The sequence below is a fragment of the Niallia sp. Man26 genome (assembly GCF_022049065.2).
Taxonomy (GTDB): Bacteria; Bacillota; Bacilli; order Bacillales; family Cytobacillaceae; genus Niallia.
The window spans coordinates 1,365,664-1,391,468 of sequence record NZ_CP095743.1; the positions used below are offsets into that span (position 1 = coordinate 1,365,664).

Below are 25,805 nucleotides of genomic sequence, written 5' to 3' on the forward strand. Positions count from 1 at the left end.
AACCCGGGATTATCCTCTTATTTTTTTAAGGAAATAACCGTTTCTTCGTCTGGTGTAACATAAACTGTCTGCTGATTATCGTAAATTACAAAGCCAGGCTTTGCCCCGCTTGGTTTTTTTACATGGCGGACTAGTGTATAGTCAACAGGAACGGAACTCGATTGTCTAGCCTTGCTGAAATAAGCAGCCAGTTTTGCCGCTTGCAAGATTGTTTCCTCTGAAGGGTTTTTGCTGCGGATAACCACATGACTGCCTGGTATATCCTTCGTATGCAGCCAAATTTCATCTCTTGCTGCGACTTTATTAGTTAAGTAATCATTTTGCTTATTATTTTTCCCTACTAATATTTCTGTTTCATCATAAGTATACTGGTCAAGAACAGGCTTCGCATTTTGCGGCTTTTTGGCTTGTTTTTTCTGTCTTTCTCTTAAATAGCCTTCCTCTATTAATTCCTCGCGTATTTCCTGGATATCTTTCGGAGAGGCAGTCAATATTTGGTGATACAAGGCCTCAAAATATTCTAGCTCCGTTTTTGCAATAGCAATCTGTTCCTTAATGATATCAATAGAGTTTTTCGCTTTTTGATAGCGAGTGAAATACTTTTGGGCATTCTCAGATGGTGATAGTCTTGGATTCAATTCAATATCCATGCTGCTTCCGTCAGGGTCGTAATAATTGATAACTTCAAGCTTTTCCATCCCTTTTTTAGCAGCATATAGATTGGCGGTCAGCAGTTCACCAAGGAGCTGGTAATGATCAGCATTTTCTGCTTCAGATAAAGTTCTTTCCAGCTTGCTGATTTTTTTGCTGTTTTTATCCCGCTCATTTTGAATAAAACGCTCTAAATCATTGCTCTGCTGCTTAACACGATCTCTTTCGGCTTTCCCGAAATAGAAGCGGTCGAGCATTTCACTTAATGTAGAAAAGCTTTTTGCTTCACCGCCGACATGTTCAATCGGCACGAAATAAAAGTATTCCTTGTTTTCAGTCATCATGATTGCAGGCTCGAATTTTTCGGTTTTCACGATGGTCATCGCTGCTGCAAAGGCTGCGGGTAGAGTCGTTCTATTCGCTAGCCCTGCTTTGTATACGATCTCCTTAGCGATGAGCGGTGATAGGCCGGAAAAATGCTGAACAAGCTGCTTATCGAGCTTTCCGCTATTGAAATCAACCTTTTTGAGTACATCTTCTTCCGTTGCTTCAAGAGGGTTGCTTTTTTCTTGAGCTGGCGGTGAGATATATTCATAACCAGGCAAAATGGCCCGATGGCTGTTAACCGCATAGGAAACATGCTTAATGCTGTCCAAAATTGTTTTTTTCTCTTGATCCACTAAGATGATGTTGCTGTGTCTTCCCATGATCTCAATGATCAGCTTTTTATAGGAGATATCACCGATTTCATTGCGTCCTTTTACTTCAAGGACAATGATCCGTTCATTTTCGACTTGATATATATTTTCGATAAAGTAGCCTTCTAAATGCTTGCGCAGAAGCATACAGAACATAGGCGGTTCTTTAGGATTTTCATATGATTCTTGAGTGAGCTGAATTCTTGCATAGCTTGGATGAACGGAAAGAAGCAGCTTTTGGTTTTTGCTGTTTGCCCGGACAATTAAGACAATTTCATTCGTAAAAGGCTGCTGAACCTTATTAATTCTTCCCCCTTTAAGATTTTGCGATATTTCCGAAGCCATCGCTCTAGTAAATAAACCATCAAATGACATAATAAACATTCCTTTTCTTTACGAGTAAAAACATAAGTACCTTCTATTAATGTACATGAAATCTCTTTTATTATAAAGCATCAGCCTCTATTAGGGAATTTACGGCTTGTGAGGGGCTTTTTATGCTTTTCCAATTATTAATAGCATTATTTCACAAATGCATGAATATGATTTCTTATATAGTGGTGTGGGACAACTATGTAGGTTTGGCAGGTGTTCGAACGACTATAATTTCTTCGCCTTTTTAAGTGGCGAGCCTGATTTTAGAAAAGGGGGAAGTGAGATGGCCGGATGAACTATCATGAAATGAATGAGAACGAAGTGGAAGAAGCATTGAATACCGATTTTTCGGCTGGATTGTCGGATGATGATGTCGGCAAGCGCGTAAAGCAATTCGGATCAAATGAGTTGGAGGAAGGAGAGAAGCAAAGTGCTTTGCTCTTATTCTTCAACCAGTTCAAGGATTTTATGGTTCTGGTGCTTTTAGCAGCAACGTTGATTTCAGGTTTATTAGGCGAATATATCGATGCGATTGCAATCATTGCAATCATCATTCTCAATAGTTTTCTTGGTTTTTTCCAGGAGAGAAGGGCTGAAAAATCACTTTCTGCATTGAAGGAGCTTTCGCAGCCGCAAGTCCAAGTGCGAAGAAATGGCGAATGGATAAAGGTGCTGTCAAGAGAGCTTGTGCCTGGAGATGTAATCAAGTTTTCCAGTGGTGACAGAATTGGTGCAGATGTTCGTGTTATCGAATCACGGAGCTTGGAAGTAGAAGAGTCAGCTTTGACAGGTGAGTCAGTGCCTGTGCAAAAAGTGACTAACTCTATAAAAAATCCCAATTTGACTTTGGGTGATATGGAAAACATGGGCTTCATGGGAACAATGGTCACAAGAGGAAGCGGCATGGGGGTTGTCATTGCTACAGGGATGAAAACGGCTATGGGCCAAATTGCAGATCTTTTGCAAAATGCAGAGTCACAAACGACACCGTTGCAGCGCAGACTTGAACAGCTCGGAAAAATCTTGATTGTCACAGCGTTGTTCTTAACGGTACTTGTTGTTGGTATTGGTGTGCTGCAAGGCAATGATCTGTATACAATGGTGCTTGCAGGTGTATCTTTAGCTGTTGCAGCTATCCCAGAGGGACTGCCAGCAATTGTAACTATCGCACTGAGCCTCGGTGTACAAAAAATGATTCGTAAAAATGCTGTTGTCCGGAAGCTTCCAGCTGTAGAGACGCTCGGCTGTGCTTCTATAATCTGTTCAGATAAAACAGGAACATTAACACAAAATAAGATGACAGTAACTAAGATTTGGAGCAGCGGGCGTACTTGGTCTGTGGACGGTGCAGGGTATGAACCGCAAGGGAATTATTATGAAAAAGATCAAGTTATTGATCCTAAAAACGAAAAAGGCCTGCAGCAGCTCCTCACATTCGGGATGCTCTGCAATCATGCAGAAATTGAACAAAAATCGGGTGAGTATGTTTTGAATGGTGACCCAACAGAAGGGGCGCTAATCGTTGCCGGGATGAAGGCCGGATTTACGAAAAGCCAGCTGTTGAGTCAATTCGAGATAGTAAAGGAATTCCCATTTGATTCAACAAGAAAGATGATGAGTGTCATTGTTAAGGATTCTACTGGAAGACAGTTTGTTGTAACAAAAGGCGCCCCAGATGTGTTAATTGGACAAAGTAAGACAATCTTGATGGGGAATAGAATGGAGAACATCGGCAGTCGGGAGAAGTCGGTCGTACAAGCTGCCATTGATGGACTTGCATCCCAAGCATTAAGAACAATTGCCATCGCTTTTAAAGAGATTTCTGCTAACACTATTATTTTGCATGAAAAAGAAGCAGAAAGCGAGCTTGTGTTTATTGGACTGCAAGGAATCATCGATCCTCCGCGTCCAGAAGTGAAACAGGCCGTAAAGGAATGTAAGGAAGCTGGAATTAAAACGGTTATGATTACAGGTGACCATGTGATTACAGCAAACGCCATTGCTAAACAGCTTGGCATTGCTAACAGCCAGTCAAAAGTGCTTGAAGGTAAAGAGCTTTCAAATATGAGTGTGGAAGAATTAGAGGATGTTGTAGAGGATGTTTCTGTGTTTGCTAGGGTTTCACCTGAGCATAAGCTGAAGATTGTTCAGGCCTTCCAAAACAGGGGTCATATCGTGGCAATGACAGGTGACGGAGTCAATGATGCTCCAGCTATTAAGACGGCTGATATCGGGATTGCGATGGGCATTACAGGCACAGATGTAGCCAAAGAAGCTTCTTCCCTTGTTTTAATGGATGACAACTTCGCTTCTATTAAAGCAGCGATTATAGAGGGAAGAAATATCTATGAAAATATCCGCAAATTTATCCGCTATTTGCTAGCATCCAATGTTGGTGAGATTCTAGTGATGCTTTTTGCAATGATATTAGGACTGCCCCTGCCGTTAGTGCCAATCCAGATTCTTTGGGTTAACCTAGTCACAGATGGTCTGCCAGCGATGGCGCTTGGATTAGACAGACCAGAAGATAATGTCATGAAGCGTGATCCGCGCAGTCCGAATGAAGGTGTATTTGCAAGGGGACTTGGCTGGAAGGTTATTTCCAGAGGTTTTCTAATCGGGTTATCAACTATCGCGGCCTTTATGTTCGCATATAATGAAAATCCTGATAATCTTGCATACGCCCAGACAATTGCCTTTGCTACATTAGTAATGGCACAGCTGATTCATGTTTTTGACTGCCGCAGTGAAAAATCAATCTTGTCCCGCAATCCATTTGGAAATATGTATTTAGTTTGGGCGGTTATTTCTTCCTTACTGTTAGTGCTTGTCGTTATTTACGTACCAGCATTGCAAAGCATTTTCCATACAGTAGCCATCGTTCCAAAGGATTGGCTAATGGTGATAGGTCTAGCTTCTGTTCCAACTTTTTTACTAGCAGGATCATTTTTGTTAAGTAAATCAAAATAAAATATGTTATAATCCAAAAGGTACTAGAGATAACTCTATGCCTTTTGTTTTTTTTATGTGGATATCTCTTAATGAGCAAGTGATTAAATGGCAGCAGCAAAGCGAAATGCCAAAACATTTGGATGTGTTGATATATGGTGAAAAGCATGACGGGCTATGGGCTAGGTTCCCGAAACGGTGAGGGCATTACCATAACTGTCGAAATTAAGACTGTTAATCACCGCTTCTGTGAACAGACTGTCCGTATGCCGAAACAATATATACTATTGGAAGATGCAGTGAAAAAGACAATAGCAGCTTATATACATAGAGGAAGAGCAGAAATATTCATCACGATTGAAGGCGATAATGCCAAAAATCAAAAGATGGTCGTTGATTGGCAATTGCTTGATGAGTATTACCGAGTACTTGAAGAAATGAAAGCCAGGTATGGCATCAGCCAAGCGGTGTCGATTCATGAGCTGTTGGAAAACAAAGATTGCTTTAAAACATTGGACGATTCCATTAATGCTGCAGTACTGGAGCCGCTCCTATTGGATGCTGCAGGTGAAGCTGCACAGCATTTGTCTGTAATGAGACAAGCGGAAGGACGGTTGTTAAAGGCCAGCATAAGCATATTGCTCGAAAACGTCCGCCAAGTCACAGACCAGTTGAAGGAACTTGCGCCAAAAGTGGTTGAAAGCTACCGGGAGAGGCTCAAGGAAAAGCTGGAAAGCTATACAAATGGTCTTTTTGATGAGAGCAGGCTTTTGACAGAAGTTGCAATATTTGCTGACAAAGCCGATATTTATGAAGAATTGGTGCGCATGTATAGCCATATTCACCAATTTACTTCTATAATAGAGGAAACTGGACCTGTTGGCAGAAAGCTTGATTTTCTTTTACAAGAGATGAACAGGGAAGCGAATACCGTCGGCGCAAAAGGCAATGCGGCAGATATAGCCTCTGTTGTAGTGGAGCTGAAAAGTCTCTTAGAGAAAATAAAGGAGCAAGTCCAAAACATTGAATAAGGAACGTTTAGATTAAGTCTAACTCGTCAAAAATAATACAATATGATTGGGGTAGAATTATGTCCATCAAGCTAATTAACATTGGTTTCGGTAATATTGTTTCTGCAAACCGGATCATTTCGATCGTAAGTCCTGAATCAGCTCCAATTAAGCGAATTATTCAAGATGCTAGAGATCGAGGCTCACTTATTGATGCAACATATGGCCGGAGAACAAGAGCCGTAATTGTGATGGATAGCGATCATGTTATCCTGTCGGCTGTTCAGCCTGAAACAGTTGCACATCGATTAAATGACCGTGATGAAATTTTGGATGAAGGGTAGGAGAAAGATTTGGTAGATAAAGGGCTTTTGATTGTTTTGTCAGGACCTTCCGGAGTAGGTAAAGGAACGGTCCGCAAGGAGATTTTCTCTCAGGAAAATACTTCTTTTGAATATTCCATTTCCATGACAACAAGGCTTCCGCGTACTGGTGAAGTGGATGGAACTGATTATTTCTTTAAGACTAGAGAAGAATTTGAAGATTTAATCGAGCAAGGGAAGCTGCTGGAATATGCTGAGTTTGTCGGCAATTATTACGGCACGCCTGTCGACTATGTCAGAGAGACAACAGACAGAGGGAAAGATGTTTTCCTTGAAATAGAAGTGGAAGGTGCAAGGCAAGTAAGGGAGAAATTTCCTGATGGCCTGTTTATATTCTTAAGCCCGCCGAGTTTGTCCGAGTTGAAAAACCGCATTGTGACAAGAGGTACAGAAACAGAAGAAATCATTAATAACCGTATGAATGTGGCAAGAGAAGAAATTGAAATGATGCACTTGTATGACTATGTAGTTGAAAATGATACAGTTGAAAATGCATGTGAAAAAATAAAAGCAATTATTGTTGCAGAGCATTGCAGAAGAGAAAGAGTAGAACCAAAATATAAAAAAATGCTGGAGGCTAACTAATCTATGCTAAATCCATCTATTGATTCTTTATTAACTAAAATTGATTCAAAATATTCATTAGTGTCTGTTGCTGCTAAAAGAGCAAGAAAGCTTCAATTAAACGCAAAACCGCAATTGGATAAATATATTTCACACAAAAACGTAGGAAAAGCGCTAGAGGAAATCAATCATGATCAGCTGACATACCGTGTAAACGACCCAGCTGAAACAGAATGATCTATTAGATTCACGTTTAGAAGAGTGAATATCAACAAAAAAAGACTGGATCTTTCATCAGATCAGTCTTTTTTCATGGAGTGGACAAAGTTTGTAAACTCACGAGTTACCTCAGGTGAAAAATCTTTTAATTTCTTGCATAATAAGAAGTACTAAAGAAGAGAAAGAAGTGGATGCAAATTGTTACAAGGTAAAAAGATTCTATTATGTGTGACAGGGGGTATCGCTGTCTATAAGATGTGTGCGTTGACTAGCAAGCTTACCCAAAAAGGTGCAGAAGTCAAAGTAATCATGTCTGAATCGGCTATGCAATTTGTGTCCCCGCTCACATTTAAGGCGCTTTCGAAAAACGAGGTGTTCACAGATACTTTTGATGAAAAAGATCCAAAAGTCATCGCGCATATTGACCTTGCAGATTGGGCTGATTTGATTTTAGTCGGACCGGCAACCGCTAATATCATTGGGAAGTTGGCGAACGGAATTGCTGATAACATGATTTCCACAACACTGTTAGCGGCAACCGCTGAGGTGTGGATTGCTCCAGCAATGAATGTGCATATGTATGATCATCCAGCTGTGCAAAAAAATATAGCAGTATTGTATGATTACGGGTACCGTTTCATTAATCCAGGAGAAGGCTATTTAGCATGCGGCTATGTTGGAAAAGGCAGATTAGAAGAGCCGGAAAAAATCATTGAGCATATGGAGGCTCATTTTCAAGGGGAAAAGAAGCTGCTCGAGGGGCAAACGGTTTTGGTAACAGCAGGACCTACCCGGGAAAAAATTGACCCAGTGCGGTTTGTTTCCAACCATTCAACTGGAAAGATGGGTTACAGCATAGCGAAGCAGGCAATCAAAATGGGAGCAAAAGTAATTCTTGTTACAGGACCTACTCATTTGACACCTCCTAAAGAAGCGGAAGTATTTCCTGTCGAAAGTGCGGAGGAAATGTACGAGCGAGTTATGGAAAACAGCAATCATGCCGATATTATTGTGAAAACTGCTGCAGTCAGCGACTATAAGCCTGTCTTGGCACATGAGCATAAAGTTAAAAAGAAAGACGGCACAGAAATGATCGAGTTTACGAGAACAAAGGACATTTTGCTGGAGCTGGGAAAACGAAAAACCAATCAAGTGCTGGTCGGCTTTGCTGCTGAAACACAGAGCGTTGATGAATATGCCCGTGAAAAGCTCAACCGGAAAAATGCTGACATGATAGTAGCCAACAATATAACTGCTGCAGGAGCGGGATTTGGCACAGATACAAATCTAGTGACCATCTATAAACGCAATGGCGAAAAGGATGAGCTGCCTCTTATGACAAAGGATGAGGTCGCAAAAAAGATTCTCGAGCAAGCTTATAAAATAAAGGAAGAGATTTAAAATGAGTGTTGCAAAGGTAATTGTGGACGTGCCTGCAAAGCAAACGGACAGGCCGTTTGACTATTTAATACCAGAGCACTTGGAAGAAGTCATTCAGCCAGGAATGCGGGTGATTGTGCCGTTTGGACCGAGAAAGGTGCAGGGATTTGTTGAATCCATAGAAGAGACATCATCCTTTAAGTCACTGAAAAAAGTGATTGAACCGATGGATGTTGTTCCAGTGTTAAATGAAGAGCTGCTATTGCTTGGGGACTGGCTTTCCAAAACAACATTATGCTATAAAATCTCTGCCTATCAGGTAATGCTGCCACCTGCATTAAAAGCGAAATACGAACGAAGCCTTAAACTTATAAAGGAAGACAGGGAACTTTTGCTGCCTGAAGGACTAAGACAGCTTTTTAAAAACGAAGAGACAGTGCTTTGGGAGGAAGCGATAAAGCATGCTTCCATTCCTGCGATTCAGAAGCTTGTTAAAGACAGTATTGTGGAAGTTCAATATAAAGTCCAATCAAGGGGAAAGCAGAAAAAAACAAAGCATATCATTCCGCTGATGAGTGCAGATGAAATGCAAAGATATGCAGATTCTTTGTCTAAGCAAGCAAGTAAACAAAAGCAAGTGGTCGAGTTTTTTATTGAAAACAGAGATCCGATTGAACAAAAGCAATTGCTTGAAAGATTACAAATTTCAAGTTCTGCAGTAAAAGGCCTTGTGGAGAAGCAAGTATTAGCTGAAAAAAACATGGAAATCTACCGTGATCCCTATGAGCAAAGGCAATTTGCCAAAACAGAGCCACTTACCTTAACAGCCGAGCAGGCAAAAGCAATCGAGCCAATCCATTCATCCATTAGGAATGATAAGCATGAAGTGTTTTTGCTGTATGGCGTTACAGGAAGCGGCAAAACAGAGGTTTATCTGCAGTCCATTCAAAATGTCCTTGAAAAAGGAGAAGAAGCCATTGTTCTCGTTCCAGAAATTGCTTTAACTCCGCAAATGGTTAATCGTTTTAAAGGACGGTTCGGCGACCAGGTAGCGGTCCTCCACAGCGGATTATCTGTCGGGGAAAAGTATGATGAGTGGAGAAAAATCCAACGTAAAGAAGTGAAGGTAGTAGTAGGTGCCAGATCCGCGATATTCGCTCCGTTTGAGAATCTTGGAATTATCATCATCGATGAGGAACATGAGATGACGTATAAGCAAGAAGAAAACCCAAGATATCATGCAAGAGATGCAGCGATTGAAAGAGGAAAACGTCATGGCTGTCCTGTTGTTCTTGGCAGTGCTACACCGTCACTGGAGAGCTTCGCCCGAGCGCAAAAGGGTGTCTACACCCAATTGTCGCTTCCGAGCAGAATGAATAACAGACCGCTGCCGCAAGTTGAAATTGTCGATATGCGGGAAGAGCTTAAAGAAGGAAACCGCTCCATGTTTTCACGGGTGCTTTTAGAAAAGCTTAAAGTGCGCATTGAAAAACAGGAACAGACTGTATTGTTCCTGAATAAACGGGGGCATTCTTCGTTTGTCATGTGTCGTGATTGTGGTTATGTGGTAAAATGTCCTCATTGTGATATCAGCTTAACTTATCATCGCTTTTCTAATCAGATGAAATGCCATTACTGTGGTTATGAAGACCAGACGCCGCTTCAATGTCCTGAGTGCAACAGCGAGCATATTCGCTATTTCGGCACAGGAACGCAAAAAGTTGAGGAAGAGCTCGTTAAAGTGCTGCCAGAAGCAAGAGTTATTCGCATGGATGTTGATACAACAAGTCGCAAAGGTTCACACGAGAAGCTTTTAAGAGAGTTTCAAGAGGGCAATGCAGACATATTGTTAGGAACACAGATGATTGCCAAAGGGCTGGATTTTCCGAAAATCACGTTAGTTGGAGTGCTTTCAGCAGACACGATGCTGCATTTGCCTGATTTTCGATCTTCAGAAAAGACATTCCAGCTTCTAACCCAGGTCAGCGGGCGGGCTGGCAGGCATGAATTGGCAGGGGAAGTAATCTTTCAGACATACACACCGGACCATTACAGTATTGAATTGGCAAGCCAGCAAGATTATGACAGCTTTTATCAGAGTGAGATGATGATAAGAAGAAACCACTCCTATCCTCCTTACTATTATATAACACTAATAACTGTCAGCCATGAGGAACTGATGAAAACAGTCGCCGTAACGGAACAAATTACGAAAGTCGTGCGACATAAGCTTTCTCCTAAGACGGTCGTATTAGGACCAGTTGCTTCCCCTATTTCCAGAATAAAAAATAGATATCGGTATCAGTGTCTGATAAAATACAAACAGGAACCAAACCTGAAAGAGGTATTGAAGTCGATTTTAGATCACTATCAAGGTGAAATGAGCACAAATGGTTTACAAATTTCGATAGATGTTAATCCTTATATACTAATGTGATAGCATTATTAAAATAAAAAAAGTATTTTTAGATATAAAAGTTATTGGAGGAAAAGCAGTGTCTGTAAGAAAAATAGTGCTGTCTCCTGATCCGGTTTTAGAACAGCCGTGTACGGAAGTAACAGTTTTTGACAAAAAGTTAGCAAAATTACTAAATGATATGTATGATACAATGCTAGAATTTGACGGTGTTGGGCTAGCAGCTCCGCAAATTGGCATAGGAAAACGCATTGCAGTTGTTGATATTGACGATGGTTCTGGAACGATTGAACTTATTAATCCTGTGCTGCTGTCTGCAGACGGTGAACAAACTGGACCAGAAGGCTGCTTGAGCTTTCCAGGCCTTTTCGGTGAAGTAAGCAGACCATACTCCATTAAAGTCCAAGCACAAAATCGCAGAGGGAAATGGTTTACGATTGAAGCAGAGGACTTTTTGGCAAGAGCCATTTTACATGAGATGGATCATTTGGACGGAGTGTTATTTACTTCCAAAGTATCTAGATATTTAGAAGAAGATGAACTTGAAGGAGTGGAGAGCTGATGACGAAAATAGTATTTATGGGAACGCCTGACTTTTCCGTGCCGGTTTTGCAGCGCATCATTGGGGACGGTTATGAAGTTATTGCCGTTGTCACACAGCCTGATCGCCCTGTTGGCAGAAAAAAAGTGCTTACTCCTCCACCAGTAAAAGTTGAAGCATTAAAGCACGGTATACCAGTTTACCAGCCAGAGAAAATACGTCAATCTGAAGAATTAGCGCAAATAATCGCTTTGAATCCTGATTTAATTGTGACAGCTGCTTTCGGTCAAATTTTGCCGAAAGAGCTTCTTGATGCTCCGAAACTGGGCTGTATTAATGTCCATGCGTCTCTGTTGCCTGAACTTAGAGGCGGAGCGCCAATCCATTACAGCATTATTCAAGGGAAAGAGAAAACTGGTATTACCATCATGTACATGGCGGAAAAACTAGATGCGGGAGACATCCTGACTGTTGCAGAAGTGCCGATTGAGGAAGAAGATACAGTTGGTACATTGCATGATAAACTAAGTGAAACAGGCAGTGAGCTCCTGTCCAGCACCTTACCTAAGCTGATTGCCGGTGAATTAACACCGATTCCTCAAGATGACGAGAAGGCGACATTTGCACCAAATATAAAAAGATCTGATGAAAGAATCGACTGGTCGTCATCAGGAGAGCAGATATACAATAAAATTCGCGGCATGAACCCGTGGCCTGTTGCCTTTACAGAATACGAAAGTAAGCCGATGAAGATATGGGGAGCAAAAAAAATAGCTAGACAGACAGATGCTCTTCCAGGCACGATTGTAAGCATTGAGGAAGACGGTCTAATCGTAGCAACTGGCAGCGGTTCGTTCATAAAGATTACAGAACTTCAGCCAGCAGGCAAGAAAAAAATGACAGCTGACGTTTTCCTGCGTGGTGCAGGTGCGAAGCTTGCTGTCAAGGAAATATTAGGAGTTATCAATGAAAACTAAAAAGAAAAACGTCAGGGAAGCAGCACTCGAAATTTTAGAGAGCATTAACAGCAACCAGGCATACAGCAACCTGCTGTTGAACAGCAGCATTAAAAAAAATGAAATACCGCAAAAGGATATCGGGCTTTTGACAGAAATCGTCTACGGCACACTGCAGCGGAAAATGACCTTGGACTTTTACTTGGATACCTTTTTGACAAACAAGAAAAAGATGGAAAGCTGGGTCATTACACTTTTGCAAATGACTTTATATCAGCTCGTATTTCTGGATCGTATTCCAGATCATGCTGCTATCAATGAGGCAGTTGAGATTGCAAAAAGAAAAGGTCATAAAGGAATAGCAGGTCTTGTAAATGGTGTTCTTCGCAATATCCAAAGAAAAGGGCTTCCTGCCTTTGATTCCATTAAGGATCCAGCCGAAAGGCTTTCCATTGAGATGAGTCATCCTTTGTGGCTTGTTAAACGCTGGATAGATCAGCTTGGTTTTGAAGACACAAAAAAAATGTGCGAAATTAACTTAACTGCTCCTGTGCAGACAGCACGGGTCAATACAACCAAAACAACAGTCGGTGAATGTTTGCGTATGTTAGAGGAGGAAGGCTATCAAGTTGCAGCAAGCGACATTATTCCTGAAGGCATCCAAGGACTAAAAGGCAATCTCGCTAATTCTGACTGCTTTAAGCAAGGCTTGTTGACAATTCAGGACGAGAGTTCTATGATTGTTGCCTATGCTCTTAATGTGGATGGAGACGAAACTGTCCTGGATGCATGTGCTGCACCAGGAGGCAAATCAACTCATATAGCTGAAAAGCTTCAAAATGGTGGCAATGTGCTATCTGTTGATTTGCATGAGCATAAAGTGAAACTTATTCAGCAAAATGCCCAAAGACTTCATTTGGATAATATTAACACAAAAGCGATGGACAGCCGTCGTTTGCCTGAAGTATTGGAGAAAGAATCCTTTGACAGAATTCTGCTTGACGCCCCTTGCTCCGGTTTTGGGGTAATGAGGAGAAAGCCTGATATTAAATACGCAAAAAAAGAAGAGGATGTCAGCCGTCTTCATACGATACAGCTTCAGCTCCTTGAATCATTATCTCCATTGTTAAAAAAGGGCGGTACAATGGTTTACAGCACTTGTACTGTTGATAAAGCGGAGAATGAAGCAGTGCTGGAACAATTTTTGCAAACAAATAACCAATTTGAAAAAGATACAAGTTTAGTGGAACGATTGCCCGCATCTATTCAGAAATATGCAAATGGGCATGAACTGCAGGTATTACCACAATATTTTGGCTCTGATGGCTTTTATATTGCGGCATTAAGAAAGAAGGTGCAATAAAATGGAACAAGTAAAATCATCAAGAAGAAAACAAACAGCAGAACCGACAATCCCATCCATCTACTCTTTGCAATTGGACGAGTTGAGAGAATGGTTAAAAGAGCATAATGAAAAAGCGTTTAGAGCAGAACAAATCTTTGAATGGCTTTATAAAAAAAGGGTTACTTCCTTTGAAGATATGTCTAACTTGTCGAAAAATCTCCGTTTGCTTTTAGAAGAGAATTTCACAATTACAACATTAAAAACGATTATTGAACAAACATCAAGTGATGGTACTATTAAATTTTTATTTGAACTTCATGATGGATATTCCATTGAAACAGTTTTAATGAGACATGATTATGGTAATTCTGTATGTGTAACGACACAAGTCGGCTGCCGTATCGGCTGTACATTCTGTGCTTCTACCCTTGGTGGATTAAAAAGAAACCTAGAAGCAGGAGAAATTGTTGCTCAAGTCGTAAAAGTACAGCAAGCCCTTGATAAATTGGATGAGCGTGTAAGCTCTGTCGTAATCATGGGAATTGGTGAGCCTTTTGATAACTTCAACAGCATGCTCAGCTTCTTAAAAATCATTAACCATGATAAAGCATTAAATATCGGTGCTAGACATATCACGGTTTCGACAAGTGGTATCATTCCGAAGATCTATGAATTTGCCGACCAGAACATGCAAATCAACTTTGCCGTTTCTCTGCATGCTCCAAATACGGAAATTAGAAGCAGACTTATGCCAATCAACAGAGCGTATAAGCTTCCTGAATTAATGGATGCTATCCGTTATTATATTAATAAAACAGGACGAAGAGTAAGCTTTGAGTATGGTTTATTCGGAAATGTTAATGACCAGGTAGAACATGCGGAAGAATTGGCTAAACTTGTAAAAGGGGTTAAATGCCACGTGAATCTAATACCTGTTAACTATGTTCCAGAACGCGATTATGTTCGCACACCAAGAGATCAAATTTTCTTGTTTGAGAAAACGTTAAAAGACCGTGGTGTAAATGTAACAATCCGCAGAGAACAAGGTTCAGACATTGATGCTGCTTGCGGCCAGCTTCGCGCGAAGGAGAGACAAGAAGAGACGAGGTGATAACTTTTGAGTCAAATATTCATGACAGATAAAGGGAAAGTCAGACAGCATAATGAAGATAGTGGAGCGATTTGCTTCAACAAAGCCGGACAGCGCCTTGCCATCGTAGCCGATGGTATGGGCGGCCACCGTGCTGGTGATGTTGCAAGCCGTTTAACTGTTGAAAATCTAGCTAACTTTTGGGAGAATGCGGAAGCAATCATAACAGCAGATGCAGCTGAAAACTGGTTAAAATCGCATATTCTTGAAGTCAACAAGATTGTTTTGCGTTATGCCCAAGAAAACCCGGAATGTGATGGGATGGGGACAACGATTATAGCTGTTATCAGTACAGACAGTTTTTCTACGATTGCCCATGTCGGCGACAGCCGCTGTTATCTCTATAACGAGGACGGCTTTAAGCAGCTTACAGAGGACCATTCCCTTGTGAATGAGCTAGTAAGGATGGGACAGATCACGAAGGAGGATGCTGAGCATCATCCGCGAAAAAATGTTGTGCTGCGGGCGCTAGGCACAGATGAGCAGCTTGACATAGACGTGATTACGATTGTTTTTGAACAGGGAGATGTTATTTTCATTTGTTCGGACGGCTTATCTAATAAAGTGGGAGACGAGGAGATTAAGGAAGTGCTTGGAGCTCCAGAAACTTTAGAACGAAAGGCTGAGTATTTAATTGAAACAGCCAATAAAAATGGCGGCGAAGATAATATAACAGTCATTATCCTTGAATTTTTTGACGGTAATAAAGCAGGTGAAGCAAGATGATGATAGGCAAAAGGATAAGTGGTCGCTATAAGATAATTGATATGATCGGCGGCGGGGGAATGGCCAATGTTTATCTTGCCCATGATATGATTCTTGACCGTGATGTAGCAGTGAAAATGCTGCGTCTGGATTTCGTCAATGATGAAGAATTTATCCGTCGTTTTCACAGAGAAGCACAATCGGCCACCAGTTTGGCTCATCCGAATATCGTCAATATTTATGATGTCGGCGAAGAAGGAAACATCTATTACATTGTCATGGAATATGTGGCAGGAGACACCTTAAAACAATACATACAAAAACATTCTCCCGTGCCTATTGAAACAGCATTAGATATCATGAGACAGCTGACATCCGGAATTTCTCATGCCCATCAAAACAATATTGTCCACAGGGATATAAAGCCCCATAATATTTTAATTGATAACCATGGCAATGTTAAAATCACAGATTTTGGCATAGCGATGGCATTGAGTGCAACGAGCATTACGCAGACAAACTCGGTACTCGGATCTGTCCATTATTTATCACCAGAACAGGCGCGAGGCGGGATGGCCAATAAAAAGTCGGATATATATTCACTGGGGATAGTCATGTTTGAGCTGCTGACAGGAAGACTGCCGTTTTCAGGCGAATCAGCAGTTTCCATCGCCTTGAAGCATCTCCAGTCAGAAACGCCGAGTGTCAGGAGATGGAACAGTGAGGTTCCGCAAAGTGTGGAGAACATTGTCTTAAAAGCAACTGCAAAAGATCCATTCCACCGCTACAGCAGCATGGAAGAAATGCAAGAGGATTTGCGGACAGCACTTGACCCGGAACGGATAAATGAACCGAAATTTCATGTCCCGGTGGATGATGAAGCAACGAAAGCTATTCCGATTATTACCGATGACCGCAGCTTTCCTAACTTAGACGAAACAATTGTACATGCGAAGGAAGAAAAGCATGCAAAGGAAGAACCGAAGGAGAAGGCAGGCAAAGAGAAAAAGCAAAAAAAGCCGAAAAAGAAAGGGAAAAAGCTGACGATTGCGTTAGTTTCTACATTTTTGGTTTTAGTTATTCTCGCCATACTGACAATCACACTTTTTCCGGCCATTTACATTCCTGAGGAAATTGCGGTCCCTGATGTTGCAGGTTCGACAAAAGATGAAGCAATATCAGAACTCGAAGCAGCTGGTTTTAAAATCGGAGAAATCAAGACACTAAATGATGAAGAAGTGGATGCAGGTTCTATAATCCGCACAGCACCGAAAGCAGGCAATAATGCGAAACAAGGTGCATCAATCACCCTTTATGAAAGCTTAGGGAAAGAGAAGTATGAACTGGATGATTACGTCGGCAGGGAATATGAAGATGTTGTGAAGCTGTTGGAAAAGCAGGGCTTTAAGAACATCAGCAAAGTGGAGGAATTCGATGAATCACAGCCTTCTGGAACTATCCTTGAACAAGATTTTGAAAAAGGAGACGAAGTCGTTCCGGAAGATGCTGAGTTAGAATTTACGATCAGCAAAGGAGCACAGTTTATTAAACTGACAGATTTGGCTGGTTATACAAAAAAAGAAGTCAATGATTATATTGATGAACAAGATTTAGCCGTGACCTTCACGGAGGAATACAGCGACACCGTCGATGAAGGAAAAGTCATTTCTCAAACACCGGCAGCGGGTACAAATGTGCGGATTAGCGCACAAGTTTCTGTTGTGCTTTCAAAGGGTAAGGAAGAAGTGCCCCCTAAAGAAGTAACACAGGAAATCACGATACCATTTGAACCGACTGAAATGACAGAAGACGGACAGCCGAAAGCGCAAGAAGTAAAAATATATATTGGCGATTTGGAAAATAATATGACAGAGCCAATAGATACCTTTTCTATAACGGAAACGACAAAAAAGACAATTACACTAAGAATTCCAGAAGGCGGAAAGGGCTACTATCGCGTGTTTCGTGATCAAAGTGTCATCATTGATGAAGAAGTGCCATATCCAGGTTAAGGAGCGTTATAATCTATGCCAGAAGGCAAAATCATTAAAGCATTAAGCGGTTTTTATTATGTGATTAGCGATGGAGAGATTACACAGTGCCGAGGCAGGGGTGTATTCCGCAAGAATAAAATCACCCCATTAGTAGGCGACGAAGTAGTATTTCAGGCAGAGAATGTGACAGATGGTTATATTTTGGAGGTAAAGGAGCGCAAGAATGAACTGATTCGGCCCCCGATTACCAATGTTGATCAGGCAATACTTGTATTTTCCAGTGTGGAGCCTGATTTCAGCACTGCATTGCTGGATCGTTTTCTTGCATTAGTCGAATTCAACCGGATTGATCCTGTTATTTGTATCACAAAGATGGATTTGACGAGTGAGGAAGAAGCAAACAGGATGAAAGAATATGCTGCTTACTATGAGCAAGTCGGCTATAAGGTCATCCTTACTTCTTCTGAAACAGAGCAGGGTATTGAAACACTGCTCCCTGAACTAAGTGGAAAAATATCCGTATTTGCAGGCCAATCAGGTGTTGGCAAGTCGTCTCTTTTAAATGCAATCCGTCCAGATTTAAGTTTAAAAACAGATGAAATATCATCCCATTTAGGAAGGGGTAAACACACTACCCGCCATGTGGAGCTCATAACTGTCGGAGATGCTCTAGTAGCAGATACGCCGGGCTTTAGTTCCTTAGAGTTTGAGGATGAAATGGAGCTGGAGGATTTAAATTATTGTTTCCCTGAAATAGAAAGCACAAGCGCAGCTTGCAAGTTTAGAGGCTGCTTGCATCTGTCTGAGCCGAAATGTGCTGTTAAGGCGGCAGTCGACGCTGGTAATATTCAAGAGTACCGCTATGAGCATTATAAAGACTTCTTGCAAGAACTAAAAGACAGGAAGCCGAAATATTAATCAAATTAATAAAGAGCATGGATGTAATTCCCATGCTCTTTTTTTGCTAACTAAAGGGAGGAACTAACGTGAAAATTAATATTATGGCAGGCGGTCCAGCCGGTCTAATACCGTCATTGCCTGGATATATGGAAGATAACAGCAAATGGGTAGGTGTGGACAGGGGAGCTCTATATTTAGTGGAAAGAGATATTCCTATCTTTGCATCGTTTGGCGATTTTGACTCTGTAACAGATGCCGAAAGACAACGGATTAGCAGCCATTCACATGAGTTAAAAACCTTTAAGCCGGAAAAGGATGAAACAGATATGGAACTTGCAATCAACTGGGCTATAAGCTTCGGTGCGTCCACTATAAGGCTATTTGGAGCAACTGGAGGGAGATTAGACCATACGATTGCGAATCTCCAGTTATTGCTTAAGTATTTAACCGAGCATCCTGATGTAACGATTGAAATAATAGATAAGAAAAATATCGTCACAATAGTCAATGCAGGCACTTATAAATTAAAAAGAGAGGAAAGCCGCCGCTATGTGTCTTTTTTTCCGTACGGATCTGAAATAACTGGTCTAACTTTACAAGGCTTCAAATATCCTTTAAATGATAGGGATCTTCCTGTCAGCAGCACATTGTGTATCAGCAATGAAATTATTGAGGATTATGGTACTTTTTCATTTGCGAGCGGCATATTAATGGTGGTAAGGAGTCATGATTAATGATGGAAAAAATATGTACTCATTTTGGATTTTTTGAATAGCATGTAGTGTGTTGTAGCGAGTTTGCGGTTTTTTGCTAATGTTGAAGGAGGGACGGTATTCATGAGATTTTATACCATTAAATTGCCTAAGTTTTTAGGCGGGCTTGTCCGTGCAATGTTAGGAACATTCAAAAAAGAATAAACACCAGTATGGGAAGCATTTCTTTTTTGTACAGACAACCTTTCATTTTTAGATTAGTGTTGTCTGTACAAAATAGACCGACTTCATTTGAAAATTTAGACAAAAATAAAAAAGGACAGCAATGTGTCCTTTTTTATTTTCGCATTATACGCGTTCAACTTTACCAGATTTAAGAGCTCTAGCAGAAACCCAAACACGTTTAGGTTTACCGTCTACTAAAATACGAACCTTTTGAAGGTTTGCTCCCCAAGTACGCTTGTTAGCATTCATCGCATGGGAACGAGCATTACCTGTAGTTGTTTTTTTACCAGTTACAACACATTTACGTGGCATGTATATTTCCCTCCTTATAACCAAAACTCATCATAAACGAGCTTTAAAAATTCATAGATAGCATTAATCTTGAGAAATATCCTAAATAGTCCTCACAAAGATACTTTAATAATTTATCATACAACGGACATGAATGCAATAGCTGTGATGGAAGGTTTCAAGAAAATTTCCTTGACATGTTTTTTACAGGGAGAAAAAAGCAGTGTGTATATTGTTGTAATCTAGTGAAACAATAGAAGAAAAAAATATAATTGGAGAGCGCGAAATCAGCTTAAACAGACAAAAAAACGCTAAGTCTGTTGCATTAATTTCCAAATAGTAAAAGGCTGGAAAGCTTTTTATAGCCAGAAATAAAAGGTTTTCAACAATAGCTTTCAAAAAGCAGTGTGTTATAGTAAAATGTCATTAGTCAAGGAGCAATTCCAAAGGGGGAACACTCATGTCCATTGAACTAAAAACAAATTTCGGACAAATTGATATTTCAACAGAAGTAATCGCAACAATCGCAGGAGGAGCTGCTGTTGATTGTTATGGCATTGTTGGGATGGCATCAAAAAATCAAATTAAAGATGGATTAACAGATATTTTGCGAAAAGAAAACTTCACTCGCGGAGTTATGGTTCGAAAAGTAGATGATGAAGTGCATATTGATATGTATATAATTGTAAGTTACGGAACGAAAATTTCCGAGGTTGCGCACAATGTTCAATCTAAAGTGAAATATACACTCAATAAAACAGTTGGACTTGCCGTTGACTCGGTTAATATTTACGTTCAGGGAGTTCGTGTCACGAACCCGTAGTGAGGAGGAAATCTTAGTGACAATTACAGTCTTAGAAGGAAAGCGATTTGCCGAAATGGTAATCCAGGGAGCAAACCATTTATCCTCTAATGCTAATTATGTAGATGCGTTAAATGTTTTCCCAGTGCCCGATGGAGATACAGGAACAAATATGAACCTGTCGATGACATCTGGTGCAAAGGAAGTTCAAAATAATATTCAGTCCCACATCGGCAAAGTCGGAGTATCCCTTTCAAAGGGACTGCTTATGGGAGCCAGAGGGAATTCTGGTGTTATTCTTTCCCAATTATTCCGCGGCTTCTCAAAATCAATTGAACAAAAAGAGAGCATCACTGCGCAAGAGTTCGCAAATGCCCTCCAGTTCGGCGTGGAAACCGCTTATAAAGCAGTAATGAAGCCGGTTGAAGGAACGATTTTGACTGTTGCAAAAGATGCGGCGAAAAAAGCAGTTAAATCAGCAGAAAAGACAGATGATATCACAGAAGTTTTGACAGATGTTGTTACAGAAGCAAAAGCGTCTTTAAACAGAACACCTGAACTGCTGCCTGTGCTGAAAGAAGTTGGCGTTGTGGACAGCGGTGGCCAAGGTCTTGTTTTTGTCTATGAAGGCTTCTTGTCTGTCCTGACTGGAGAAGAGCTGCCAGAGACAGTACAGCAAACAGTTTCTATGAACGATCTTGTTAACGCTGAGCACCATAAAAATGTTCATGGCTTCATGAATACAGAAGATATCGAGTTTGGATACTGTACGGAATTCATGGTGCGTCTTGAAGAAGATAAACTGGAAGGCAAGCCGTTCTCAGAGGATCAATTCAGACAGGATTTAAGCAAATACGGCGATTCATTGCTAGTCATTGCAGATGATGAAGTTGTTAAGATACATATCCACTCCAATCTGCCAGGTGAAGTTCTAACGTTTGGGCAAAAATATGGAAATCTTATTAAGATGAAAATAGAGAACATGCGTGAACAGCACAGCAGCTTGGTTGAAGGATCAAAGGAATCCTTTGATGCTCCAACCCAAAAGCGTGAGGAGCTAAAAGAATACGGTATTGTTACTGTGTCTATGGGAAGCGGTATTGCTGACATGTTCCGCAGCATCGGGGCACATAGTGTCATTGAAGGCGGACAAACGATGAACCCGAGCACAGAAGATATTGTCAATGCTGTGAAAAAGGTTCATGCTAAAAAAGTGTTCATTCTGCCTAATAACAAAAATATCATCATGGCAGCAGAACAGGCAGCACAGGTTTTAGAGGAAGATGTTGCAGTTATTCCGTCTAAAACAGTGCCGCAAGGAATGTCCGCATTGCTTGCATTCAATCCGACAAGTGATATGGAGTCAAATAAAAAAGGTATGATTGCTGCGTTAGAGCATGTGAAAACAGGTCAAATAACGTATGCAGTCAGAGATACAACAATTGACGGACTTCAAATAGAAACAGGGGACTTCATGGGAATAGCAGATGGAAAGATTGTGGCTAAAGGCAAGGATAAAGCACAATCTGCTAAAGAGCTGCTTAGTACGATGATTGACGAAGATTCAGAAATACTGACAATCATCAAAGGGGAAGATGCCCTTGATGAAGAGTTAGAAGCAATCGTATCCTTTGTAGAAGATAAGTTTGAAGATGTAGAAGTGGAAATTCATGACGGTAAACAGCCGCTGTATTCCTTCATTTTCTCAGTCGAATAAACAAAAAAATAAAATCATGGTGATTTTTTCCACTGTTTAAAACAGTGGTTTTTTTGTGTTTAACGAATGAAATGGAAAAAGAAGAAATATCGGCGTAACTTGCATAACCTATGTTATTATATTAAAAGAATTTACGTTTTTTCGCGTTTGAATAATATAGATTGTTTGTTTTGTGTTCACGAGTCAGTTTAAGGGAGAGTTATTTATATGAAATATAAAAGCGTTTTTGATATTATTGGACCAGTAATGATCGGCCCGTCCAGTTCCCATACAGCAGGCGCGGCAAGAATTGGCCGGGTGGCAAGAAGCTTGTTTGAAAGACAGCCGAAATGGGTTGATGTACATCTGTATGGATCATTTGCTGAAACCTATAAGGGCCATGGAACAGACGTTGCCATCGTGGGAGGTATTCTTGATTTTGATACTTTTGATGAAAGAATAAAATCATCCCTTGAGTTGGCTGAGCAAAGGGGAATGAAGGTTCAGTTTCATGTAGAAGAGGCCATTCCGGAACATCCTAACACCGCAAGAATTCGTGTAGGCGATGATGACGGTGAACTGGAACTTGTCGGAATTTCAATCGGTGGTGGAAAGATTGAAATCACAGAACTTAATGGTTTTCAACTCAAGCTATCCGGGCATCATCCAGCCATTCTTGTTGTTCATAATGACAGGTTTGGTGCGATTGCTAAAGTGTCTAATGTTTTGGCAAAATATGAAATTAACATTGGGCATATGGAAGTAAGCCGGAAAGAAAAAGGAAAACTTGCCTTAATGACGATTGAGGTAGACCAAAATATAGAAGAAAAAATTCTGAAAGAAATAGAAGACCTTGAAGGAATGGAAAAGGTTACAAGAATTGTTGATTAAGCTAGGGGGAAGAACGATGTTTCGAAATGTAGCGGAACTTGTAGAGATGGCAAACACGCAAAATAAGCCCATCTCAGAAATAATGATTGAGCAAGAGATAGAAATTACAGGAAAAACAAGGGAACAAGTTATTGCCCAAATGGATACAAATTTAACAGTGATGGAGCAGGCAGTTGAACGAGGGCTTAACGGTGTTGTTTCCCATTCAGGCTTAACTGGCGGAGACGCAGTGCTTATGCAAGAGTATATAAATAAGGGCAACTTCCTGTCAGGTGAAGTAATCCTTGATGCTGTCAGCAAAGCGGTTGCAACAAATGAAGTGAACGCGGCAATGGGAATGATTTGTGCGACTCCGACAGCAGGCTCTGCTGGCGTTGTTCCAGGAACATTATTTGCAGTGAAAAACAAACTGAATCCAACTAGGGAGCAAATGCTTAACTTTTTATTTACATCAGGAGCATTAGGGTTTGTTGTTGCAAACAATGCGTCTATCTCTGGTGCAGCTGGAGGCTGCCAAGCGGAAGTCGGATCAGCTGCAGGTATGGCAGCGGCAGCTATTGTAGAAATGGCAGGAGGCACGCCAGAACAAAGCGCTAATGCGATGGCAATCACGTTAAAAAATATGCTTGGACTAGTATGTGACCCAGTTGCTGGACTAGTGGAAGTTCCATGTGTGAAAAGAAATGCAATGGGAGCAGCAAATGCGATGATAGCAGCAGATATGGCGCTTGCAGGAATTACAAGCAGAATTCCGTGTGATGAAGTTATCGATGCTATGTACCGCATTGGTCTAAGTATGCCGTCAAGCTTAAGAGAAACAGCGCAAGGAGGGTTGGCAGCAACACCAACTGGCCGGAGACTGGAAGCAGAAATCTTCGGTAATGCTGCAGCAGGAAAGTGAATAAAAATTTAAATCTTCCATTGGACCAGCTAAAAGGCGTCGGACCTGAGACAAGAAAACAGTTAGAAGACATGCGAATTCACACGATTTATGATTTGCTTGAATATTTCCCTTATCGTTATGAAGATTTTCGTGTCCGTAATCCAGAAGATATGAAGCATGAAGAAAAGGTGACAGTAGAAGGGAAGGTCCATAGTGAACCTTCCCTAATCTTTCACGGACGCAAAAAATCCCGATTAACGGTGAAAGTGCTAATTGGCAATGTTTTAATTAGTGCTGTCTTTTTTAACCAGCATTATTTAAAAAACAAGCTGGCTCTAGGAGAGCTGATTACCGTTACAGGTAAATGGGATCAGCACCGGCAAACAATAACGGCAACACATCTGCAAGTCGGCAGTAACCAAAAAGCCCAAGACTTTGAGCCTGTTTATACGGTAAGAGGAAGTATAACGGTTAAAGCTTTAAGGAAATACATTTCAGCAGCGCTCACTCAATTCGAGCAGGAAATAGAAGAAATTTTTCCAGATTCACTTTTAGCGAAATATAAGCTGATGAGAAGAAGTGACGCACTGCGAATCATCCACTTTCCGCCTAGTAGAGAAGAGTTAAAGCTTGCTAGAAGGCGGTTTGTTTACGAAGAATTCTTGCTGTTTCAATTAAAAATGCAGGCATTGCGGAAGCACGAGCGCGAAAACTCGCAAGGAATGAAGCAGGAATATAAGCTTGATATGCTGATGGATTTCATTAACGGTCTGCCGTTTCCCCTTACGAGCGCACAAAAAAGGGTTGTAAATGAGATATTAAAAGATATGAAAAGTCATTACCGTATGAATCGGCTTTTACAGGGAGATGTAGGCTCTGGGAAGACGGTTGTAGCTGCCATCGTTTTGTATGCAACCATTCTTGCAGGTCATCAAGGTGCTTTAATGGTTCCAACTGAAATTTTGGCAGAGCAGCATGCAGAATCACTTACGTCCATGTTTTCAAAAGTAGGAATCCGAGTTGCTTTGCTGACAAGCTCTGTCAAAGGAAAAAAAAGACGAGAACTTTTAAGCGAGCTGAAAGAAGGAAATATACACATCTTAGTCGGCACGCATGCCCTTATACAAGACGATGTCGAATTCCAATCACTTGGTCTTGTTATTACAGATGAGCAGCATCGCTTCGGTGTTGAACAGCGCAGAGTGCTGAGAGAGAAAGGGTCAAGTCCAGATGTTCTCTTTATGACAGCGACACCGATTCCAAGAACGCTTGCGATTACAGCTTTTGGAGAAATGGATGTAAGTATTATTGATGAGATGCCGGCAGGGCGAAAAGCGATTGAAACATACTGGGTGAAACATGATATGCTGACACGAATACTGCAATTCATGGAGAAAGAGCTCTCCCAAGGAAGACAAGCATATGTCATTTGTCCGCTGATAGAAGAATCAGAGAAGCTGGATGTGCAAAATGCAATAGATGTGCATACAACATTGGCGACCTTTTTCCAAGGCCGTTATAAGGTTGGACTCATGCACGGCAAGCTTCCTGCAGTTGAAAAGGATGCCATTATGAAGGAATTCAGCGAAAATGAAACACAGATTCTTGTCAGCACAACAGTAGTCGAGGTTGGTGTAAATGTTCCAAATGCTACATTCATGCTCATTTATGATGCAGAAAGATTCGGTCTGTCACAGCTGCACCAACTTAGAGGCCGTGTCGGCCGGGGCGATGCTCAATCATATTGTGTGCTAATAGCAGATCCGAAAACGGATGTTGGAAAAGAACGAATGAAAATTATGACGGAAACAAACGACGGGTTTGTTTTGAGCGAAAAAGACTTGGAGCTTAGAGGCCCAGGTGACTTTTTTGGCAGGAAGCAAAGCGGTGTGCCAGAATTTAAGATGGCAGATATGGTTCATGACTATCGAGTTCTTGAAACAGCCAGAAATGACGCCGCTGTTCTTGTCGACTCGAAGGCGTTTTGGGAGTCTGATGAATACCGCATTTTAAGGGAGATGCTCGAGCGAACGGGAGTAATGTCAGGAGAAAAACTGGATTAAAACGA

At 41.1% G+C, this 25,805-nt stretch carries 23 protein-coding genes; 21 read left to right on the forward strand and 2 right to left on the reverse strand.

From position 1 onward, the window contains the following. Positions 1 to 17: 17 nt before the first annotated feature. Positions 18 to 1,724, reverse strand: coding sequence for an Rqc2 family fibronectin-binding protein (locus tag L8T27_RS06805; protein ID WP_237941168.1), 1,707 nt, complete (start codon positions 1,722 to 1,724; stop codon positions 18 to 20). Positions 1,725 to 2,015: 291 nt separating this feature from the next. Between L8T27_RS06805 and L8T27_RS06810 the strand changes: the two genes are divergently transcribed. The 16 genes from L8T27_RS06810 (at position 2,016) to spoVM (ending at position 19,153) form a co-directional block, all read left to right on the forward strand. Then, a complete protein-coding gene (locus L8T27_RS06810) occupies positions 2,016 to 4,694 on the forward strand; it encodes a calcium-translocating P-type ATPase, SERCA-type (protein WP_233314449.1) in 2,679 nt (892 codons plus the stop codon). A 134-nt stretch (positions 4,695 to 4,828) separates the two neighbouring features. Then, positions 4,829 to 5,704 carry a YicC/YloC family endoribonuclease gene (locus L8T27_RS06815; RefSeq protein WP_233314448.1) on the forward strand — a complete coding sequence of 292 codons (876 nt, stop codon included), beginning with the start codon at positions 4,829 to 4,831 and terminating at the stop codon, positions 5,702 to 5,704. A gap of 59 nt (positions 5,705 to 5,763) precedes the next feature. After that, entirely contained in the window at positions 5,764 to 6,027 is a 264-nt protein-coding gene (gene remA, locus L8T27_RS06820) for an extracellular matrix/biofilm regulator RemA (protein ID WP_101576563.1), read from the forward strand. Positions 6,028 to 6,036: 9 nt separating this feature from the next. Beyond that, the gene (gmk, locus tag L8T27_RS06825) at positions 6,037 to 6,651 is read left to right on the forward strand and encodes a guanylate kinase (RefSeq protein ID WP_233314447.1); all 615 of its coding nucleotides are present in this window, start codon (positions 6,037 to 6,039) and stop codon (positions 6,649 to 6,651) included. A gap of 3 nt (positions 6,652 to 6,654) precedes the next feature. Continuing rightward, positions 6,655 to 6,867 (forward strand): DNA-directed RNA polymerase subunit omega, encoded by a 213-nt coding sequence (gene rpoZ / locus L8T27_RS06830; protein WP_233314446.1) that lies wholly within the window; start codon positions 6,655 to 6,657, stop codon positions 6,865 to 6,867. A 180-nt stretch (positions 6,868 to 7,047) separates the two neighbouring features. Then, the gene (gene coaBC, locus L8T27_RS06835) at positions 7,048 to 8,250 is read left to right on the forward strand and encodes a bifunctional phosphopantothenoylcysteine decarboxylase/phosphopantothenate--cysteine ligase CoaBC (protein ID WP_233314445.1); all 1,203 of its coding nucleotides are present in this window, start codon (positions 7,048 to 7,050) and stop codon (positions 8,248 to 8,250) included. Between the two features lies 1 nt (position 8,251). Beyond that, positions 8,252 to 10,666, forward strand: coding sequence for a primosomal protein N' (priA, locus tag L8T27_RS06840; protein ID WP_237941169.1), 2,415 nt, complete (start codon positions 8,252 to 8,254; stop codon positions 10,664 to 10,666). A gap of 58 nt (positions 10,667 to 10,724) precedes the next feature. Next, the gene (def, locus tag L8T27_RS06845; protein WP_233314443.1) at positions 10,725 to 11,207 is read left to right on the forward strand and encodes a peptide deformylase; all 483 of its coding nucleotides are present in this window, start codon (positions 10,725 to 10,727) and stop codon (positions 11,205 to 11,207) included. Next, on the forward strand, positions 11,207 to 12,163 hold the full coding sequence (gene fmt, locus L8T27_RS06850) for a methionyl-tRNA formyltransferase (protein WP_237941170.1): 957 nt from the start codon (positions 11,207 to 11,209) through the stop codon (positions 12,161 to 12,163). The genes def and fmt overlap by 1 nt, the downstream gene beginning before the upstream one ends. After that, entirely contained in the window at positions 12,153 to 13,505 is a 1,353-nt protein-coding gene (gene rsmB, locus L8T27_RS06855) for a 16S rRNA (cytosine(967)-C(5))-methyltransferase RsmB (protein WP_237941171.1), read from the forward strand. The genes fmt and rsmB overlap by 11 nt, the downstream gene beginning before the upstream one ends. 1 nt (position 13,506) lies before the next feature. Continuing rightward, positions 13,507 to 14,598 carry a dual-specificity RNA methyltransferase RlmN gene (gene rlmN / locus L8T27_RS06860; protein WP_233314440.1) on the forward strand — a complete coding sequence of 364 codons (1,092 nt, stop codon included), beginning with the start codon at positions 13,507 to 13,509 and terminating at the stop codon, positions 14,596 to 14,598. Positions 14,599 to 14,604: 6 nt separating this feature from the next. Beyond that, the gene (locus tag L8T27_RS06865; RefSeq protein ID WP_282581425.1) at positions 14,605 to 15,363 is read left to right on the forward strand and encodes a Stp1/IreP family PP2C-type Ser/Thr phosphatase; all 759 of its coding nucleotides are present in this window, start codon (positions 14,605 to 14,607) and stop codon (positions 15,361 to 15,363) included. Beyond that, a complete protein-coding gene (gene pknB / locus L8T27_RS06870) occupies positions 15,360 to 17,354 on the forward strand; it encodes a Stk1 family PASTA domain-containing Ser/Thr kinase (protein ID WP_237941172.1) in 1,995 nt (664 codons plus the stop codon). The genes L8T27_RS06865 and pknB overlap by 4 nt, the downstream gene beginning before the upstream one ends. A gap of 15 nt (positions 17,355 to 17,369) precedes the next feature. Continuing rightward, a complete protein-coding gene (gene rsgA, locus L8T27_RS06875; RefSeq protein WP_233314438.1) occupies positions 17,370 to 18,254 on the forward strand; it encodes a ribosome small subunit-dependent GTPase A in 885 nt (294 codons plus the stop codon). Positions 18,255 to 18,322: 68 nt separating this feature from the next. Next, the gene (locus L8T27_RS06880; protein WP_233314437.1) at positions 18,323 to 18,970 is read left to right on the forward strand and encodes a thiamine diphosphokinase; all 648 of its coding nucleotides are present in this window, start codon (positions 18,323 to 18,325) and stop codon (positions 18,968 to 18,970) included. Between the two features lie 102 nt (positions 18,971 to 19,072). Continuing rightward, on the forward strand, positions 19,073 to 19,153 hold the full coding sequence (gene spoVM, locus L8T27_RS06885) for a stage V sporulation protein SpoVM (protein WP_032088878.1): 81 nt from the start codon (positions 19,073 to 19,075) through the stop codon (positions 19,151 to 19,153). A gap of 144 nt (positions 19,154 to 19,297) precedes the next feature. On the opposite strand, the gene rpmB is transcribed toward spoVM, so the two are convergent. After that, positions 19,298 to 19,486, reverse strand: coding sequence for a 50S ribosomal protein L28 (gene rpmB / locus L8T27_RS06890; RefSeq protein ID WP_066393509.1), 189 nt, complete (start codon positions 19,484 to 19,486; stop codon positions 19,298 to 19,300). 439 nt (positions 19,487 to 19,925) lie between these two features. Here rpmB and L8T27_RS06895 point away from each other — a divergent pair, with 439 nt between their 5' ends. From L8T27_RS06895 to recG, 5 genes are all read left to right on the forward strand, one after another. After that, a complete protein-coding gene (locus L8T27_RS06895) occupies positions 19,926 to 20,288 on the forward strand; it encodes an Asp23/Gls24 family envelope stress response protein (RefSeq protein ID WP_233314436.1) in 363 nt (120 codons plus the stop codon). 16 nt (positions 20,289 to 20,304) lie between these two features. Then, on the forward strand, positions 20,305 to 21,984 hold the full coding sequence (locus tag L8T27_RS06900; protein WP_233314435.1) for a DAK2 domain-containing protein: 1,680 nt from the start codon (positions 20,305 to 20,307) through the stop codon (positions 21,982 to 21,984). Positions 21,985 to 22,191: 207 nt separating this feature from the next. Beyond that, positions 22,192 to 22,854: an L-serine ammonia-lyase, iron-sulfur-dependent subunit beta gene (gene sdaAB / locus L8T27_RS06905; protein WP_233314434.1), complete on the forward strand. Its 663-nt coding sequence runs from the start codon at positions 22,192 to 22,194 to the stop codon at positions 22,852 to 22,854. A gap of 16 nt (positions 22,855 to 22,870) precedes the next feature. Continuing rightward, complete coding sequence (gene sdaAA / locus L8T27_RS06910; RefSeq protein WP_237941173.1) at positions 22,871 to 23,755, forward strand: L-serine ammonia-lyase, iron-sulfur-dependent, subunit alpha; 885 nt, start codon at positions 22,871 to 22,873, stop codon at positions 23,753 to 23,755. Then, entirely contained in the window at positions 23,752 to 25,800 is a 2,049-nt protein-coding gene (gene recG / locus L8T27_RS06915) for an ATP-dependent DNA helicase RecG (RefSeq protein WP_237941174.1), read from the forward strand. The genes sdaAA and recG overlap by 4 nt, the downstream gene beginning before the upstream one ends. The last annotated feature ends 5 nt before the right edge of the window (positions 25,801 to 25,805 follow it).